The organism is Aerococcus sp. BD502, assembly GCF_057919555.1.
Map to the genome: position 1 here is coordinate 1001067 of NZ_CP147972.1, position 16434 is coordinate 1017500.

Genomic DNA, 16434 nt, shown 5'->3' on the forward strand with positions numbered 1-16434 from the left:
ATATTGCCCATTTTTCCCTGGCAGGTATTTCTATGGCGATATAGCGGCAAGTTCAATCAGCCGGTAAGTCAAACCGGTGAGGATAATGAGCTGTATAAAGCCGACCATGATCAAGCATTTTTTATAGCTAATAGGTAGGGGCTCTTCTCGATAGTAATAAATAAGGATAAAGGGCGCTCCAGGGACCAAAAAAGAAAAGCAGAAAAAGAGATAGTAGGGCCAGGAAATTTTTTGCTTTGGCAGAGGCGGAGGATCTAAAATTTCCTTGCCTTCGTCCGTAAAATAACTGAGTGGGAGTTCATAAATTTTGGCTAATCGCTTAAGAGAGGCCAAGTCAGGCTGGGTTTTGCCGCGTTCCCAATTGGAGACGGTTTGCCGGCTGACGTATACTTTCCTCCCAAATTCGGCCTGCGAGAGTCCGAGATGGCTTCTCAAACGATGGATTTTTTCTTTCATGGATGCTCCTCATGTGCAGTTTTAGTGGTGACTGTTACATTAAACATACTGAAAGCCTATTTCGATTGCAAGGAAAGGAAAGAAAAGATAACCCATAAGCCAAACAATAAATTAAAAATATAGTTAATCGTTCACTTTTTTCTTGACAGTGACGATGGCTTTTGCTAGGATAAAGCTAGTTAAATCAAGGCTCTAGAGCGGAGCGAAAGCGTACCTAGGGATCTGCCTGGCAAGACCGAGCGGTACGACTACAATAGTAGGACACCAGAGGGGGAAAAGCCCAGGAGGATAGGTTTCGTGACCTATTTTCCTGGGCCTTTATCCTGAGGAGGGACGAACAATGGAAATTATTTACCAAGGGAAGACGAAGGATTTACTCCAAGACGGTGATCGTTACTTTTTCAAATTTAAGGATGATATGACAGGCACAGCGGACGGTGAATTTGATACGGGTGGCAATCAGGTCGCTGGCAGTATGGCTGGTGCGGGGCAAGAGTGCTTGAAAGTCTCGGAATTTTTCTTTCAAAAAATGGCGGAGGCCGGCCTGGATACGGCCTTTGTAGGGGCTGATTTGAGCCAGAATTTGATGGAAATCAAAAAAGCCCAAGTCTTTGGCCAAGGTTTGGAAGTCATCACTCGTTTTGTGGCGGTGGGCTCCTTTGTTCGGCGCTACGGAGCTTATATCGAGGAAGGCACGCCGCTACCGGCTTATACGGAAATGACCCTGAAGGACGATCAACGCGAAGATCCCCTGGTAACCCGAGCTGGCCTCGCTGTTCTCGGAGTAATGACGCCAGCGGAATATGATCTCATTGTTGAGAAAAATCGCCAAGCGGCGGAAATAGTGAAGAGTATTCTTGCGGAACGGGGGCTTGAGCTTTACGATATTAAATTTGAATGGGGCAAGGATGAAGAGGGGAATATTCTCCTCATCGATGAAGTGAGCGGTGGCAACATGCGTGTTTACAAAAACGGAAGCTATGTAAAACCCCTCGAACTTTCGCAGGCCATGGGTCTTTAAATGCCTATGCCGTTCCCTGCTTTGGCACCGGTTTTTAGCCGGTGTTTTTTTGTGGTCAAAATGCCTTTGTATTCTTTTCCTTTCGAGACTTTTTAGCTTATAATTGGTAAGAGAGAGGAGCGAATGGCATGGATTGGAAATATTTTATGAGTGCAGAAGATTTGGAGAAGAAATTAGCCAATAAGCCAGAGAATTTTGCTTTACTGGATGTGACGCGGGGGAAGGGGAATTACCCACTGGCCGAAACACGGACAGAACGTGATTATGAGGCGGGCCATATTCCTGGAGCCCAAAATTTTAGTACGGATGAATTAGGGGAATTTAAAGCCTACTTAAAACCTTACCCCGATTTGGTGAATACTTTCCTTGTTCATGGGGTGGATGCAAAAACGGAATTGGTCGTTTATTCTATCTATGCGGAGGACATCATGTATATTGCGAGTCGCGTGGCCTGGGCGGCTTATGTTGTGGGGGTTGAAAATGTGAAAATTCTCAACGGTGGTTTCCAGGCTTGGGAACGCGCAGGCTTTGCCTTAGAGTCAGGCGTCAATGTGGCCACACCCAAAAGCAATTTTAAGGGAGAATATCCCAAGCACCCCGACTGCCATGTGAAAACGCCGGATGATTTAAAGGCTGCCTTAGAGGGGAAGCCTAATGTTAAATTGGCTTGTGTCCGCAGCTTAGAGGAGTTTGAAGGCAAAACGCAAGGGCATGCCTGGAATGCGGGTGCAGGACAAATCAAAGGCGCCATCTACATGGGAGACGATGAGGTGCTCATGGATGAACAAGGCCTCTTAGCCGACCCCAAAACCTACTTGGAAGCATTTGAAGCAGCGGGCTTCACCAAAGATCAGCGCATTATTGTCTATTGCGGGACGAGCTGGCGAGCTTCCACAGCTTTCTTCGTTTTGAAGAGTTTAGGCTATCCGGAAGTGGCAGTTTTTGACGGCAGTTGGTACAAATGGAAAATTGCCCATGATGCTGAGCCTGAACAATACCCTGTGCAATAAGACGGGCGTACAGAAATGTATTTGTCGAAAAATTCTGCCCCACTTGGGCTTGAATTGAAACGTTTTACCCTCTTTTTAACCGGAAAGCCTCCATATTTACTTGTTAAAAATTAGTTCTTGTGATACCTTTTAAAAGGATAAAGGATTGTTTCTTAGTAACTAAGGAATAGGGAGAGACCATGAGTCGAAGCTTAATCATATTGATGACCCGGCTGCCAGAGTGGGGGCAGACTAAAACTCGCTTGGAGCGCTTATTTAAGAAGAAGGATATTGTGGCGATCAGCGAACGCTTACTCAACAGAAACTTTGAAGCGGTTAAAAAAGTCGCTGCGGATCACTTTTTTTGGGTGACCAGTGCTGATGAGCGTTTGCGCTTGCAAGATTTTTTGCCGCTTGGGGAACAGGCTTGGGTGGAACGCCAGGTCGGCGCTAGCTTGGGCGAACGCATGGCGGAGGCTTTTAAGCGTGGCTTTGACCGCGGCTACGAACGTATTGTATTAATTGGTTCGGATTTGGCAGATCTGTCTGCCGAACTACTTAACGAAGCGCTGCTGACTTTAAAAACCAAAGATTTAGTTATTACCCCCACTGCGGATGGCGGCTACGGCTTATTGGGCATGAGCCATTATGAGCCGCGAGTGTTTGGCTTGAAAACCTATGGGCACAAGGCCGTTTACCAGCAAACCTTAGCCCAAGTGGCAGCGCTCGGCCTCTCCAAGCAAGTGCTGGGGCAATTACATGATATTGATACCCGCGAAGATTTGGTGCGTTATTTGACCGATGATGAAGAAGCGAAATTCCTGGCGCAAGGCGAATACAATGCCAATTTTACCTTGAGTAATGGCCGACTTTTCCGCTTGCCTTTAGGTTCCCAGCTGCATCTTAAGCGTCAGGCGCGCTACGAATTTGAAGCCTTACAAGCATTGGCTCCCAGTGGTGTGGTGCCTAGGGTGTATGACTTGGTAGAGGACGAACCTTTACTTGGCTTAGACTACTTTACAGAAGAATTTCTACCGGGCCGCCCGCTTGACTATGAGACGGACAGTGAGCTTGCGGCAGACTTGTTGGCGCGTATTCACCAGGTGTCGTGCGAGCGAGCTCCCCATCTTATTTTAGCGAAAGCCCCCTTCCAAGTGATGATGGATGAATTTGAAAGCATGTTTAAATACTATGAAAGCTGGGAGGAGCAGGAGCCAGCGGTTGCCGAGCGTCTTCGGAGTTGGCTGGATGCTTTGAAAACTGAGTATGACTTACAAGCGCCCTTAGAGGAGCCTTGTATTATTAATACAGAACTTAATTCCCACAATTTTTTAATTAATCCTGGGGGAGCTTCCTACGTGATCGACTGGGAAAAACCCCTGATCGGTGAGCGCGAGCAGGATTTAGCCCATTTCCTGGCGCCGACAACGACCTTGTGGCGAACGTCTTACCGCTATGAGAGCGAGGCTCTTCAAGCCTTCTTGGCTGCCTATGAGGCCAGGAGTGCCCAACCGGTGAACCGAGCGAAATTGCAGCAGTACTTGCGCTTCACTTGCTTGCGTGGGCTCACCTGGTGCGCGATGGCTTACGTTCAGTACATAGAGGAAGGTCGGGGGCAAGCGAGTGATCCGACTTTCCGCGTGATCGAACGCTTTATTAGCCCGCCATTTTTAGACGAGATCGGGGCTTACATGGAAGAATTGGCTACCGTATTGGGCGGGCCAATTGTTTGATAATTTTAGGCAAGGGAGGTGAATGAAATGGCGAAACGCAGACGACGCAGGCGGCGTAGTTTGAAGGAGATTTTCTTCGAAAAAGTTGCCCAGCATATGGTGGTCACCATTACCACCCCGCCGCCGATTGCCAGCTTGAAAAAACCTGTTGAAGAGGCGACCGTGGCCTTCGTGACGACGGCCGGCTTGCGGTTGGAGACGGATGAGCCTTTTGATACGAAGCAGGGGGATCCTACTTTCCGCGTGATTCCCAAGGAGACGCCCCCCCAAGCTCTGGTAGTGGATCACGAGCACTATGACACCACCGCTGCCAAGCAGGACCATAATCTGGTCTTTCCTTTAGAAATTCTGAAGGAACTGGCGGCGAAGGGGGAAATTGGCCAAGTCGCCAAGCATCATTACGGCTTGATGGGTTACATTCCCCAGGTGAAGCCCTTAATGAATAAAACCGCCCCGAAAATTGCGGAGATGATGCTGGCCGATGGGGTCGATATTGCCTTGCTGTCGCCCGGCTGATATATTTGCCATCAGTCTGTCGGGTTAATACAGCGCGAAATTGAAACGCACGGTATCAGAACCGCATCCATGATGCATTTGCCGAAGGTGGCGGAAAAATGCCGGCCACCGCGTATGCTCGTCACCCCTTACGAATTGGGCCATACCTTTGCGCCCGAGGCTTTTGATAAGGAGAGTGAACTGGCGGGTGTGCGCGCCCTTCTCGACTTTGCCGTGCATGGCGGAGCCGAAGAAGTTAAAAATTGGGAATAAGTATTATTCTAAAAAATACACACATATAAGGAGTGTTGAATGATGAAGAAATTCAAGAAGTTATTACTGACAGCGTCTGCTTTAACCGCGGTGATGGGCTTGGCAGCTTGTGGTCAAGACAAGCCAAAAATTAATGAAGAAAAGCCCAAGACTGAGCAAACTTCTGACGCTAAATCAGAAGATGGTAAAGCTGACAATAAAGGCGAAGAAACTGCTCAAAAAGGTGAAGTCGGCGAAATTTCTGGCGAAGATTTAAATAAAGCCCTCGCCGATAAAAAGCAAAAGGAAGAATACCTCGTCCTTGACGTGCGTCCTGAAGAACAATATGACGAAAGGCACGTGGAATGGGCTGTCAATATTCCAGTGGATGAAATTGAAGACAATATTGACCGCATCAAGCAATACGATGGCCACAAGAAAATTGTAACCATCTGCAATACGGGTAAAAAATCCAGCGAAGCGGCAGAAAAATTGGCTGAAAATGGGCTTGACGTGTTAAATGCTGTCGGCGTGAAAGACTTCGACTATGAGCCAATGACCAAGGTCGCCTTCATCCTCGGTGACACCTTGCAAGAAATTGCCGACAAGGATTCGGATGACTACTACATCATTGACGCTCGCGAAGAAAAAGACTTCAACGAAGGCCATCTCAAGGGTGCCCACAACATTTTCGTGGATGACATTGATGAGCATATGAGTGAAATTCCTAAGGACAAGACGATTGTGACCTACTGCTACTCCGGGAACAAATCCTACACGATTGCCCAAAAATTAATGGACAATGGTTGGGAAAAAGTCCTGAATGGGACAGACGGAACGAAGGAATGGGAATTTAATCTCGTTCAAGACTAATCGAGTAGCCTAGGAGGAGACTGTGGAAATGGAGAAATTGGAGCATCTGTCCCAGGGCAACAAGAAGCGTTTAGGCTTGCTCGCCTTGGCGGCTGTGTTGGTACTGATTTACTTGCTTGTCCCCTCTGTTCGCCAATGGCTTAATTCCATTTTGCATATGCTGGCCACGGGTAACTTTGATCGGGTGCAAGAGTTTGTGGATTCTTATGGTCCTTGGGCGATGGCGGTGTCTTTCTTCTTGATGATTGTGACTTCCGTCTTTGCCCCTTTACCAGGCTTTCTCGTGACGCTCACCAATGCCAACCTTTTCGGCTGGTGGCAGGGAGCCCTTCTATCCTGGTCCAGTGCCATGGTGGGAGCGGCCATTAACTTTGCCATTGCACGCATTTTGGGCCGTGATGTGGTGATTCGCTTCACGACTCGTCGTGGCTTGGAAAGCATTGAACGCTTCTTCGCCCGTTACGGGAAGCAAACGATTTTGGTGGCCCGCCTTTTGCCCTTTATCAGTTTTGATATTGTGAGCTATGCGGCCGGCTTGACATCGATGTCGTTCTGGAGCTTCTTTTGGGCGACGGGCGTCGGGCAAACCCCGGCAACAATCGTCTATTCCTACTTTGGTGGGATGCTGACTGGAGGAGCGAAGAAATTATTCATTGGCCTCGTCGTGCTCTTTGCCTTGTCCATTGTGGTGGGCCTGGTCGGCAAAATTTGGCGCGACCGGCAAAAACAAAAAGCAAAAGTGGATTAACATGGTGTTTGGGGCTGGGAAAAAACTCAGTCTCAGAATATAAAAAACGCATCAATTTATTTCGAAAATAAATTGATGCGTTTTGATATTTTATAAAGACAAAGCGAGTTCCAAGCCTTATAATAAAAGGTAAGCAAACCGAAGGAGGAACTCGCTTTGTATCAAAATTATACCACAATGGAAACAGCTTTAACACTAAAATTAGATTTTACGATTCCTGAGGACCATGAAGCTCGGCTGATCAGCCGATTTGTCGACTCGATTCCTACGGAAATTATTCTGGAAGACACTTCTCATACGGGACGTCCTGCTTTTCATCCAGCAATGCTATTAAAGATGTGTTTATTTGCCTATAGTCGATCAACGTTTTCAGGTCGAAAAATTGAACGAATGAATGAAGAATCTATTCCGATGAAATGGCTAACGGGCGATACCCCAGTTTGCTACAAGACAATCAATAACTTTCGTTCAAGCGAACATGCCTCGAACTTGATCAAGTATGCTTTTATCCTTTTCACCATGCTGCTGAGGGACAATGGTTTAATCCACCCAGAGGCTTTATTTATCGATGGGACAAAAATTCAAGCGGATGCGAACATCTATAGTTTTACTTGGCGAAGAGCGATTGAACGCTATGAAGCGAAGCTCAATGAAAATGTTTCGAGTTTATATGAGGAACTTATTCAAACGAATGTCGATATCGCCTTGACCGAAGAAGAATTAACGACTTCTGATGGGATTGAAAAAATTATTGCGTGTCTTGATGAAGCAATCGAAGAGGTTGAAAGCAAAATTGAAAATGAGACGACCATTCCTAAAGGAGGTTCTCGACACAAGCGACGTCGTCGCACGCTTAAAAAGCACCGGAATCGATGTATGAAGGATTTCTTACCCCGAAAACAGAAATACGAGGAAGCAAACGCACGATTTAATGGCAGAAACAGTTTTTCAAAAACGGACCCCGATGCCACCTTTATGTGTATGAAAGAAGATCCCATGAAAAATCGGGAGTTAAAGCCTGGCTATAATCTCCAAGTTGCTTCAAGTCATCAATATATTATTGACTTTGATATTTTCCCGAACCCTACCGATACGCGCACCCTCATTCCGTTTTTAAAAACAATCCCAACGCTTGATCTGTTCCAATATATTGTTGCGGATGCGGGTTATGGGAGTGAAGAGAATTATATGGCGATTATCGATGACTTTGAGAAAGTCCCTTTGATTCCTTACGGAATGTATCATAAAGAACAAAGTAAAAAATATCGAAACCAATCCAAGCATCGTGAGAACTGGCACTATCATGCGGCTGAAGATTCCTATACGGATTTAGATGGCGTTCATTTTAGTTTTTCATATTATCGTACGCGAAAAGATAAAAAAGGTTTCCAAAGACAGTTTAAAGTCTATCAAGCCGATACTGAACAAATGGATGAGCGTTTAAATGAGCTTGCGAAAACTCCGACAGGACGTCAGCGCCAGACGGCGGTCAATCTTAATTGGGAATATTTTAAGCACCAAGCAAAAGAGAATTTAGAAAGCACACCTGGAAAAGAAATCTATGCGCAACGTAAAATTGACATAGAGACCGTTTTCGGACGGATGAAAGGTGTCTTTGGTATGCGCAGAACACATGTGAGAGGCAAACAAAGCGTGTATAATGATATCGGAATGATGCTGATGAGCATGAATTTAACGAAATTAGCCCTTAAAGCTCGGCGAAGAGCAGAAGCTCTTCGTAATCATTTCTCTAAAAGTAAAAAATGCACTGAAGGAATCCAAATATGGATAACTTCAATGCATTTTTTATTATTTAGGGCGACTTATTTCCCAGCCCCGTTTTTTTCTTAGGAGGCAAATTTTGTTAAGTATCATCATGCCCATCTACCAGGAAGGCAAACAGCTGGAGCGACTATTGGCTCTCTTGCGCCAGCTCGAGGCGAGTCCGGTTCAAAAGGAAATCATTTTGGTAGATGGCGGTAGTGCGGATGGGAGCCCAGAAGCATTAAGAGCAGCAGGTTTTCGTGTTTTAGCGAGCGAAGCCGGCCGTGGCCAGCAATTGTGTCGGGGGATTGATGAGGCTCAGGGTGAGCATTTATTTTTCTTGCATGCCGATAGTGGCTTTGAGGTAGATCCTTTGCCGGAAATCGAACGGCTATTACAGGAGCATTCTTGGGGCTGTTTTACCCTGGGCTTTAAGGGGGCGGACTGGCGGCTTAGAAGTATTGCCTGGGGCTCGAATTGGCGGGTTCGCTACCGGCAAATTGCCTTCGGGGATCAGGGCATGTTTTTAAGGCGGGAAACCTATGAAGCGGTAGGGGGGTTTAAACCGATCCCCTTGATGGAGGATTATGATTTGAGCTTGCGCTTGCGGGAAGCGGGCGTAAAACTTAGGCAGAGCCCGCAAGTGCTTTGGACGTCGGCGCGGCGCTTTAAGGCTCAGGGGGTCTGGTCAACCTTGTATCATATGCAGAAGTTGCAGGCGGCATTTCGGCGGGGCGTGCCCGCAGAAGAGTTGGCCAAGCGGTATTAGGAAGAGGGATGAATGGTGAGTTGGCTTTCGTAGCCTATAGTTGAACTCACCACCAGTCTCTGTAGTCCAGCTCAACTCAGCCGTGGCGATTCGCTGACTCACACTCTGGCGTTCCGGTCTACGGTGTTTTTTAGCTGGCTTCGCAGCCTACTTACCTTTTCCCTGTTAAATCGCTTTGAAAATTGTTATAATAGACTCAATTAATTTGGATCTGAGTGGGCTCATGGCCTTTGTTTGCTAAGCTCAGATGGAAGGAGTACTTATGGATAAAAAATTGAAGACATTAATTGCCTTGGGACTGAGTGGCTTTTTACTCGCAGCTTGCCAGGGGCAAGGGCAAAATGCGGATAAGCCGGAAGCCCCGGCGGTAACCCAAAGCAAGGAAGCAGCGGGTGAAGCTTCGAGTGACAAGGAAGCAACGGAAAAAACCGAAGAGTCTCAAGCTGACGAGGAGGCTGAATCCCAAGCGGACAAAGCTAGCAAAAAAGATGCTGATAAGGACACGGCGCAAGCAGATACGCCCACGGAAGCCCCGGCGCCGGCTAGTGAAATGCCAGAAACACAATTTGTTGATCCTGAAGACGAGCAAACGGACAACTTCTTTGTGACGGCGAACTGGCTGAAGCAAGAAATGGAAAAAGACGAGGACTTGAAGGTCATTGAAGGATCCTATGGGGATGAAGGCTATAACAAGGGTCACATTCCTGGTGCTGCCTTAGTGGACACGAATGATGTGGAGACTTTAGAGAGTGACTGGAACCTACTTGAACCCGAAGAATTAGTGAAGCCTTTCCTCAAGGCTGGCATAACGAAGGACTCACGCGTGGTTTTCTATGGGGATGATATTAATGCAGCTTGCCGGGTGGCCTTTGCGGCTTACTACTTGGGCGTTAAGGATGTCAAAATTCTTGATGGCAAGAAGGAAGTTTGGGAAAAAGCCGGCTATGACTTAACCACGGACCAAGCAGACGTTGCAGCTGCTGAGGACTTTGGCGGTGCTTTCCCCGAACGCACGGATGAATACATTAAAACTTCCGAGGACTTGCTCGAAGTGAAGGCAGAAAAGCCTGACCTAAAGATTGCCTCTGTTCGCAGTTGGGATGAATTTGCTGGCAAGACGAGCGGCTATGACTACATCGACAATGCTGGCGAAATTAAGGATGCGGTCTGGGCGATGGCTTCAGAAACGGCGGCCGATGTCAATTATATCTCCAACGCCGATGGCTCGATTCGAGATCCGGAAACTGTCATTAAAGAATGGGAAAAATGGGGCATTACTCAGGACACGCCGGTGACCTTCTACTGTGGGACGGGCTGGCGGAATACGACCGTCTTCTTTATGGCCAAGCAAGCCGGCTTCAAAGATGTCAGTGTCCAAGACGGTGGCTGGTACGAATGGGATATGAAACACCAAGATGATCCGGCTAAATTCCCCATCCAAGAAGGTATCCCCGGTACCGAAGACTTTAAGGTCGAGGATAAGTAATGCAGCGGCGCACTTTTATGCGGGGAGGCCTGTATCTATTGCAGGCGATCCTCGCCTTTTTCCTATGGCGGGTGAAGCCTTTTTATGAGAATCACTTGGGTTTCATGCGCAGTATTTTGCATCGCTCGTTGAAGTTAGATCGTTTAGTGGGCTCCTGGGTATGGGTTTTAGGCCTGGTCATGTTACTACTCGCAATCCTGGCTGTTCGCCGCCAGCAAAACTTGGCCACGGGACTTTGGCTCCTATACGCTTTGGCCTGGCTCGTTTTTGCCGTCATCAGTAATTTCCAAAGCCAGCGCCTCTATTACGTTTGGCTTTTAGGGGGCTTGTTCCTCTATATTTTCCAGGCTCTGAATGTTTTCCTGCGCCAGCGGCCGAAGAGAACTGTCCGCTAAGGTGGTCGGTTCATTGAGGAGGAGATGTTATGAAGGTTGCAATTGATTTTGATAACACCTTTTTCACCCCGAATCGGGACGTGGACGATGGCCTGGCCTTGCTTTACTTGCTGGGGAGCGGTCAGGTGGAGCTCTTGTCGGTGACCTCTAGTTTCGGAAATAAGGGCATTGCTGTTGTGGAAGCGGATACCTTAAAGCTGTTAGAGGTTTGTGGCCTAAGTCGCGAACTTTATGCGCGCGGGGGCTCGGAGCCGGGGGCTTACTTGAGTCCGGCGAGTCGGCAATTGGCGGACTTGGCGGAGCGCTGGGCGGGCGAACTGTGTGTTTTAGCGACAGGCTCCCTGACCAATCTCCATGGGGCTTATCTCTATAATCCCAATTTTTTTAAGCAAGTAAAGCAGATTGTTTTAATGGGCGGCCTTACCCAGCCCCTCGTGTTCGCCAAAGATACCATGCAGGAATTGAATTTTTCCTGTGACCCGATGGCGAGTTTTAGTGTCTTGAGTCGGACGCCTAATTTAGCGATTATGACAGGCAATCATTGCTTGGATTTGCTCTTCCATGAGGCGGAGTACCGGGAGTTATTTACCCGAGAAGATTCTCCTATTGTGGACTTAATTCGGGAGTACTCGGCGCCTTGGTTTGTGGATAATGAAGTGGAGTACGGCATTGAAGGCTTCTACAATTGGGACACGCTGGCGGCTGCCTACTTGCTTCACCCCAAATATTACGAAGATGTCTGGGCGGAGTACACCGTGAGTGTGGAGGGCTTGGCAACGGGGCGCTTGGATTGCCCGCCGGTCGATCAGACGAGTTACCGCACCAGTAAACCTTATGCCAGGCGGTCCTTGAATACGCCCCGAGTGGCAAAAAAAGCCGCCCTGAGGAAGCATTTGTATGACACTTGGCAGCAAATTGATTAGGAGGCTTGTATTGGTATGACTTCACCCTTTAAAACAACGGACTGGGTCGCTGAACACTTGGCTGATCCCGACGTGCAGATTATTGATACCACGATGATTTTTCTCGAGCCGGATGGGGCTTTTCTGCGTCCCGGCCACGACGAATATGAAAAAGCCCACCTCCCTGGGGCATACTTTGTCGATCAATTGACCCTCCAAGAGGAAAAAGCGCCGGTCCCCTTTACCGCTGCGGCGCCGGCCAAGTATTTTGCGAATTTAGCTGATGCGGGCATCGATACGGAGAAAACTCTGATTGCCTATGATAGCGGCCCTCAAGTGGGCGTCGACTTTAAAGCAGATAGCTGGGCAGGACGCTTTGTCTGGCAGGCGCGCGCCATGGGCTTAGCGGAGACTTATGTGATGGTAGGCGGGCTCGGCAAATGGCAAGCGGAAGGCCGCCCTGTAACGGACAAGCATCCCGAGCGTTCGGTCGTGGTGCCTGGTAGTGCCGAAGAAATCAGCGCGCGCCTTATTGAGCGCCCCGCTGTGAAGCAAGCCATGCAGGATGAAGAAACGGTCTTGGTGGATGTGTTGCCCAAGGAGCAATTTACGGGGACAATTGCGCCTTTCGGTGAGGATCGGCCGGGCCATATTCCAGGAGCGGTGAACCTCTTCTACGGAGACTTTGCGGATCCGAAAACGGGGGCCTTGCTTCCCGATGACGACTTGCGGGAAAAATTTGAGGCTGTTGGTGCTTTTGGCCAAGGAATAAGGCCGATCGTCTACTGTGGCTTTGGCGTGGCAGCCGCCTATGTGGCCTTGCTTTTGGAACATTTGGGCCAAGAAGACGTCCAGGTCTATGATGGCTCCCTGCAAGACTGGGCCTTAGAGAGTGCTGAGCCTTTGGAATGTTAAATGTTAAAGTGGGGAGGTTTGCCCCCGCTTTTTCTGCCCCTTTGGACTGTTCTTAAAAATATTACAAGCATGACAAGTCCATGACAAAAACAAAAAGCGCTTGTCTTTTCTGAAAAAAAGCCGTACACTTGAATTAAATTGAACGCCAAAAGAGGGAGACGGTGTGGGATGATTGAACCAGCGAGTCAGGAGCGCATGCAAGCCTTATTTCACCAATTGAGCAATCGGATTCGGCTTGGCATCGTGTTATTTTTACTCGAAGGTCCTGCCAACGTGACCCAAATTCACGAGCAGGTTGGTTGTTCGCAATCAGCAGCTTCCCACCAGTTAGCAAAATTGAAAGCCGCGAATTTGGTTAAGGCCAAGGCGCAGGGTAAAGAAAAGCACTACCGCCTGGCTGATGACCATGTGCGTGACGTGATTAAGATTGCTCTTGCGCACGTTCGCCACGATTAGAGAGTTAGGAGGGGTTCGCTTGTTGGAACTCAAACCACTCAGCATGCTAGGACCACTAGCCGGGACACAAATCAATTGGTGGCCCATCATTATTGGGATCATCCTACTCGGCGTCGGAGTCTGGGTGCTCTTCAAACGTCGAAAATAAGTCAAGAAAAAAGAGGCCATGTGCCTCTTTTTTAAAGTAGATTTTTGGTGTCATGAATTTCGATCACAGGGAAATGTCTCCGCTCTAAGTTTCGCCGCAAGCGCTGGATGCTGCGGTAGGTGCAGGCTTCGTCCAAGGCAAAGGTGAGGTAGGCGTATTGCCGATTGGTCAGATCATTTTGGCTCATCACACTATTAATAGACGCATGCCGACTGATAATTTGGAGGGCCTTGGCTAATTTACCGCGCCCTTGGAGGGGGACTTTGACGGTGATAAAATAACTACTCTGGTCTAAAGCCCAGGCTTGGTAGGTCAGGCGTTCGAAATCACCGTGCGTTAATAGGCCAGCAAATTCATGCTCGTCATTAAGAACGGCAATATAAGGTCGGTCGCCCAAAGCAAAAAGCACTTGATAGAAGGAACTATCCAGATTAATAAACTTAGTGGCATTTCTCAGATAAGCGATGACGGGTTCCGATGGCTCATGTCCCTTTAGCAGGGCTTCCTTCAAATGCGAACGGTAAACGGTACCGCGATATAAACTGCGCCCTTGCCCGCGCCCGATAATAGGCAGGGCCCGATAGCCCAGCTCCTGAATCTGTTCATAGGCATCTTGAATGGTCGTTTGCGCCGTGACATAATGCACCTCTTCATAAGGAACGATATAGGGTGTCAGATCCATGTCAACCCTCCTCTTCATTAAATTCTTATTTCAATCTTAGTATATCATAACCTTACTGCTCAGCGCAGGCTTAATTTGCCTTTCGCTCATTTTTTAGAAAGGATTTGTAATGACTCGCAATGAAATGATGGATCGTCCTATTATCGAGGAACGCGTCTTAAATTTTTTACGCCACGGCCAAAGGGACTTGCCTGCAGAAATTATGGCGCTTAAGGCGATTGCTGAAGAACGTCGGGTGCCGGTGATTCCCTATGAGACAGCGGTGTTCCTCGATTTTCTCTTGGCCTTACTAAAACCCCAGCGCCTCCTAGAACTAGGAACGGCGATTGGCTATTCTGCTCTGCTCATGGCCCTTAACCATCCAGAAAGGCAGGTGGAAACCATTGAACGCAATCCCAAAATGGCCCAAGAAGCGAAAGAACGGATCCAAGCAGCCGGCCTAGCGAAGCAAATCACCTTGCACTTCGGTGATGCCAAAGATCAACTCCAAGCACTCTCGGGTCCTTATGATTTTATTTTCCTTGATTCGGCCAAGGCCAGCTATATTGACTTCCTACCCCACTGCCTAAAACTTTTAGCTCCTGGCGGTCTCATCATGCTAGACGATGTCTTCCAGGCGGGAACGGTTTTTCTCGATCGCCGTGCCATTCCCCGGCGCGTTCGCCGCATCCATGATGGCTTGGTGGACCTCAGAACTTGGGTGGCCGCCCAGCCTGATCTTATCTCCACCTACCTCCCCCTTGGTGACGGCGTATTACTTCTCCAAACGAAAAAATAAGGTCTATATTATAGTAGGATTTATTTGCTAAGAATGAGGAAAGGGAGGTTGGCCTCCCTTTTTTCTGTCCAATTTCTAGAAATCAGTAATTAATTTCAAATTATCCTTGACAGCGCCCAACGCCCCTGGTATGATTATTACTGTTGTTGAGGCACAAGCACTTGACACATCACAAAAATTTATGCTACAATATAATTCCTGAGCAAAATTATGAATTAGCATTTTGCTGAGGCGAGATAAAAAGTTTTAAAAAAGACTTGACACGATCTCGGAATATGTTGTATACTTAATAAGTCGCGTCGTGAGAGCGACGAGATGTGACCTTTGAAAACTGAACAAAGAGACGAACCAAATGTGTAGGGAATTTGCTTGAGGCAAATCCCAACAATTCAAGTCTAGACAAGACAAAAAACTGTCAGTAAATTTTGAGCTGATCAAAATCTTTCTTTCATGAGAGTTTGATCCTGGCTCAGGACGAACGCTGGCGGCATGCCTAATACATGCAAGTCGAGCGAACTGAAGGGGTGCTTGCACCCCGGACGTTAGCGGCGGACGGGTGAGTAACACGTAAGGAACCTACCGATAAGCGGGGGACAACATCCGGAAACGGGTGCTAATACCCCATAACACTTGAAGTCACCTGACTTCAAGTTGAAAGACGGCTCTGCTGTCACTTATCGCTGGCCTTGCGGTGCATTAGCTAGTTGGTGGGATAAAAGCTCACCAAGGCGATGATGCATAGCCGACCTGAGAGGGTAATCGGCCACACTGGGACTGAGACACGGCCCAGACTCCTACGGGAGGCAGCAGTAGGGAATCTTCCGCAATGGGCGCAAGCCTGACGGAGCAATGCCGCGTGAGTGAAGAAGGTCTTCGGATCGTAAAACTCTGTTGTAAGAGAAGAACAAACGATAGAGTCACTGCTATCGTCTTGACGGTATCTTACCAGAAAGCCACGGCTAACTACGTGCCAGCAGCCGCGGTAATACGTAGGTGGCAAGCGTTGTCCGGATTTATTGGGCGTAAAGGGAGCGCAGGTGGTTTCTTAAGTCTGATGTGAAAGCCCACGGCTTAACCGTGGAAGGTCATTGGAAACTGAGGAACTTGAGTGCAGAAGAGGAAAATGGAACTCCATGTGTAGTAGTGAAATGCGTAGATATATGGAAGAACACCAGTGGCGAAGGCGATTTTCTGGTCTGTAACTGACACTGAGGCTCGAAAGCGTGGGGAGCAAACAGGATTAGATACCCTGGTAGTCCACGCCGTAAACGATGAGTGCTAGGTGTTGGAGGGTTTCCGCCCTTCAGTGCCGCCGTTAACGCATTAAGCACTCCGCCTGGGGAGTACGGCCGCAAGGCTGAAACTCAAAGGAATTGACGGGGACCCGCACAAGCGGTGGAGCATGTGGTTTAATTCGAGGCAACGCGAAGAACCTTACCAAGTCTTGACATCCTCTGTTACACTAAGAGATTAGTGGTCCCCTTCGGGGGCAGAGTGACAGGTGGTGCATGGTTGTCGTCAGCTCGTGTCGTGAGATGTTGGGTTAAGTCCCGTAACGAGCGCAACCCTTAT

The 16434-nt window shown here is 48.2% G+C and carries 18 protein-coding genes and 1 rRNA gene (1 of these 19 cut by a window edge); 17 read left to right on the forward strand and 2 right to left on the reverse strand.

Annotation, left to right across the window (positions count from 1 at the left end; all coding sequences use genetic code 11):
* Positions 1-30 precede the first annotated feature (30 nt).
* The gene (locus WF803_RS04625; protein ID WP_489610385.1) at positions 31-456 is read right to left on the reverse strand and encodes a helix-turn-helix domain-containing protein; all 426 of its coding nucleotides are present in this window, start codon (positions 454-456) and stop codon (positions 31-33) included.
* A gap of 340 nt (positions 457-796) precedes the next feature.
* Here WF803_RS04625 and WF803_RS04630 point away from each other — a divergent pair, with 340 nt between their 5' ends.
* From WF803_RS04630 to WF803_RS04700, 15 genes are all read left to right on the forward strand, one after another.
* A complete protein-coding gene (locus WF803_RS04630) occupies positions 797-1477 on the forward strand; it encodes a phosphoribosylaminoimidazolesuccinocarboxamide synthase (RefSeq protein WP_489610386.1) in 681 nt (226 codons plus the stop codon).
* 128 nt (positions 1478-1605) lie between these two features.
* Entirely contained in the window at positions 1606-2487 is an 882-nt protein-coding gene (locus WF803_RS04635) for a sulfurtransferase (RefSeq protein ID WP_489610387.1), read from the forward strand.
* A gap of 179 nt (positions 2488-2666) precedes the next feature.
* On the forward strand, positions 2667-4199 hold the full coding sequence (locus WF803_RS04640) for a TIGR04282 family arsenosugar biosynthesis glycosyltransferase (protein WP_489610388.1): 1533 nt from the start codon (positions 2667-2669) through the stop codon (positions 4197-4199).
* A 27-nt stretch (positions 4200-4226) separates the two neighbouring features.
* On the forward strand, positions 4227-4715 hold the full coding sequence (locus tag WF803_RS04645) for a glycine/sarcosine/betaine reductase selenoprotein B family protein (RefSeq protein ID WP_489610389.1): 489 nt from the start codon (positions 4227-4229) through the stop codon (positions 4713-4715).
* 69 nt (positions 4716-4784) lie between these two features.
* Positions 4785-4967, forward strand: coding sequence for a hypothetical protein (locus WF803_RS04650; RefSeq protein ID WP_489610390.1), 183 nt, complete (start codon positions 4785-4787; stop codon positions 4965-4967).
* Positions 4968-5006: 39 nt separating this feature from the next.
* A complete protein-coding gene (locus tag WF803_RS04655; RefSeq protein ID WP_489610391.1) occupies positions 5007-5819 on the forward strand; it encodes a rhodanese-like domain-containing protein in 813 nt (270 codons plus the stop codon).
* Positions 5820-5847: 28 nt separating this feature from the next.
* Positions 5848-6567 carry a TVP38/TMEM64 family protein gene (locus tag WF803_RS04660; protein ID WP_489611891.1) on the forward strand — a complete coding sequence of 240 codons (720 nt, stop codon included), beginning with the start codon at positions 5848-5850 and terminating at the stop codon, positions 6565-6567.
* 156 nt (positions 6568-6723) lie between these two features.
* Positions 6724-8418: an IS1182 family transposase gene (locus WF803_RS04665; protein ID WP_489610392.1), complete on the forward strand. Its 1695-nt coding sequence runs from the start codon at positions 6724-6726 to the stop codon at positions 8416-8418.
* 10 nt (positions 8419-8428) lie between these two features.
* Positions 8429-9100: a TIGR04283 family arsenosugar biosynthesis glycosyltransferase gene (locus WF803_RS04670; RefSeq protein ID WP_489610393.1), complete on the forward strand. Its 672-nt coding sequence runs from the start codon at positions 8429-8431 to the stop codon at positions 9098-9100.
* 262 nt (positions 9101-9362) lie between these two features.
* Entirely contained in the window at positions 9363-10586 is a 1224-nt protein-coding gene (locus WF803_RS04675) for a sulfurtransferase (protein WP_489610394.1), read from the forward strand.
* The gene (locus WF803_RS04680) at positions 10586-10981 is read left to right on the forward strand and encodes a hypothetical protein (protein ID WP_489610395.1); all 396 of its coding nucleotides are present in this window, start codon (positions 10586-10588) and stop codon (positions 10979-10981) included. The genes WF803_RS04675 and WF803_RS04680 overlap by 1 nt, the downstream gene beginning before the upstream one ends.
* A gap of 29 nt (positions 10982-11010) precedes the next feature.
* Positions 11011-11904, forward strand: a complete 894-nt coding sequence (locus WF803_RS04685) for a nucleoside hydrolase (RefSeq protein WP_489610396.1) — start codon at positions 11011-11013, stop codon at positions 11902-11904.
* Positions 11905-11919: 15 nt separating this feature from the next.
* The gene (locus tag WF803_RS04690; protein ID WP_489610397.1) at positions 11920-12798 is read left to right on the forward strand and encodes a sulfurtransferase; all 879 of its coding nucleotides are present in this window, start codon (positions 11920-11922) and stop codon (positions 12796-12798) included.
* A 168-nt stretch (positions 12799-12966) separates the two neighbouring features.
* Positions 12967-13254, forward strand: a complete 288-nt coding sequence (locus WF803_RS04695; RefSeq protein ID WP_489610398.1) for an ArsR/SmtB family transcription factor — start codon at positions 12967-12969, stop codon at positions 13252-13254.
* 19 nt (positions 13255-13273) lie between these two features.
* The gene (locus WF803_RS04700; protein ID WP_489610399.1) at positions 13274-13402 is read left to right on the forward strand and encodes an LPXTG cell wall anchor domain-containing protein; all 129 of its coding nucleotides are present in this window, start codon (positions 13274-13276) and stop codon (positions 13400-13402) included.
* 31 nt (positions 13403-13433) lie between these two features.
* On the opposite strand, the gene cbpA is transcribed toward WF803_RS04700, so the two are convergent.
* On the reverse strand, positions 13434-14084 hold the full coding sequence (cbpA, locus tag WF803_RS04705; RefSeq protein WP_489610400.1) for a cyclic di-AMP binding protein CbpA: 651 nt from the start codon (positions 14082-14084) through the stop codon (positions 13434-13436).
* Between the two features lie 109 nt (positions 14085-14193).
* On the opposite strand from cbpA, the gene WF803_RS04710 reads away from it, so the two are divergent.
* Complete coding sequence (locus tag WF803_RS04710; protein WP_489610401.1) at positions 14194-14862, forward strand: O-methyltransferase; 669 nt, start codon at positions 14194-14196, stop codon at positions 14860-14862.
* 446 nt (positions 14863-15308) lie between these two features.
* Positions 15309-16434, forward strand: a 16S ribosomal RNA gene (locus WF803_RS04715) (it continues 423 nt past the right edge of the window).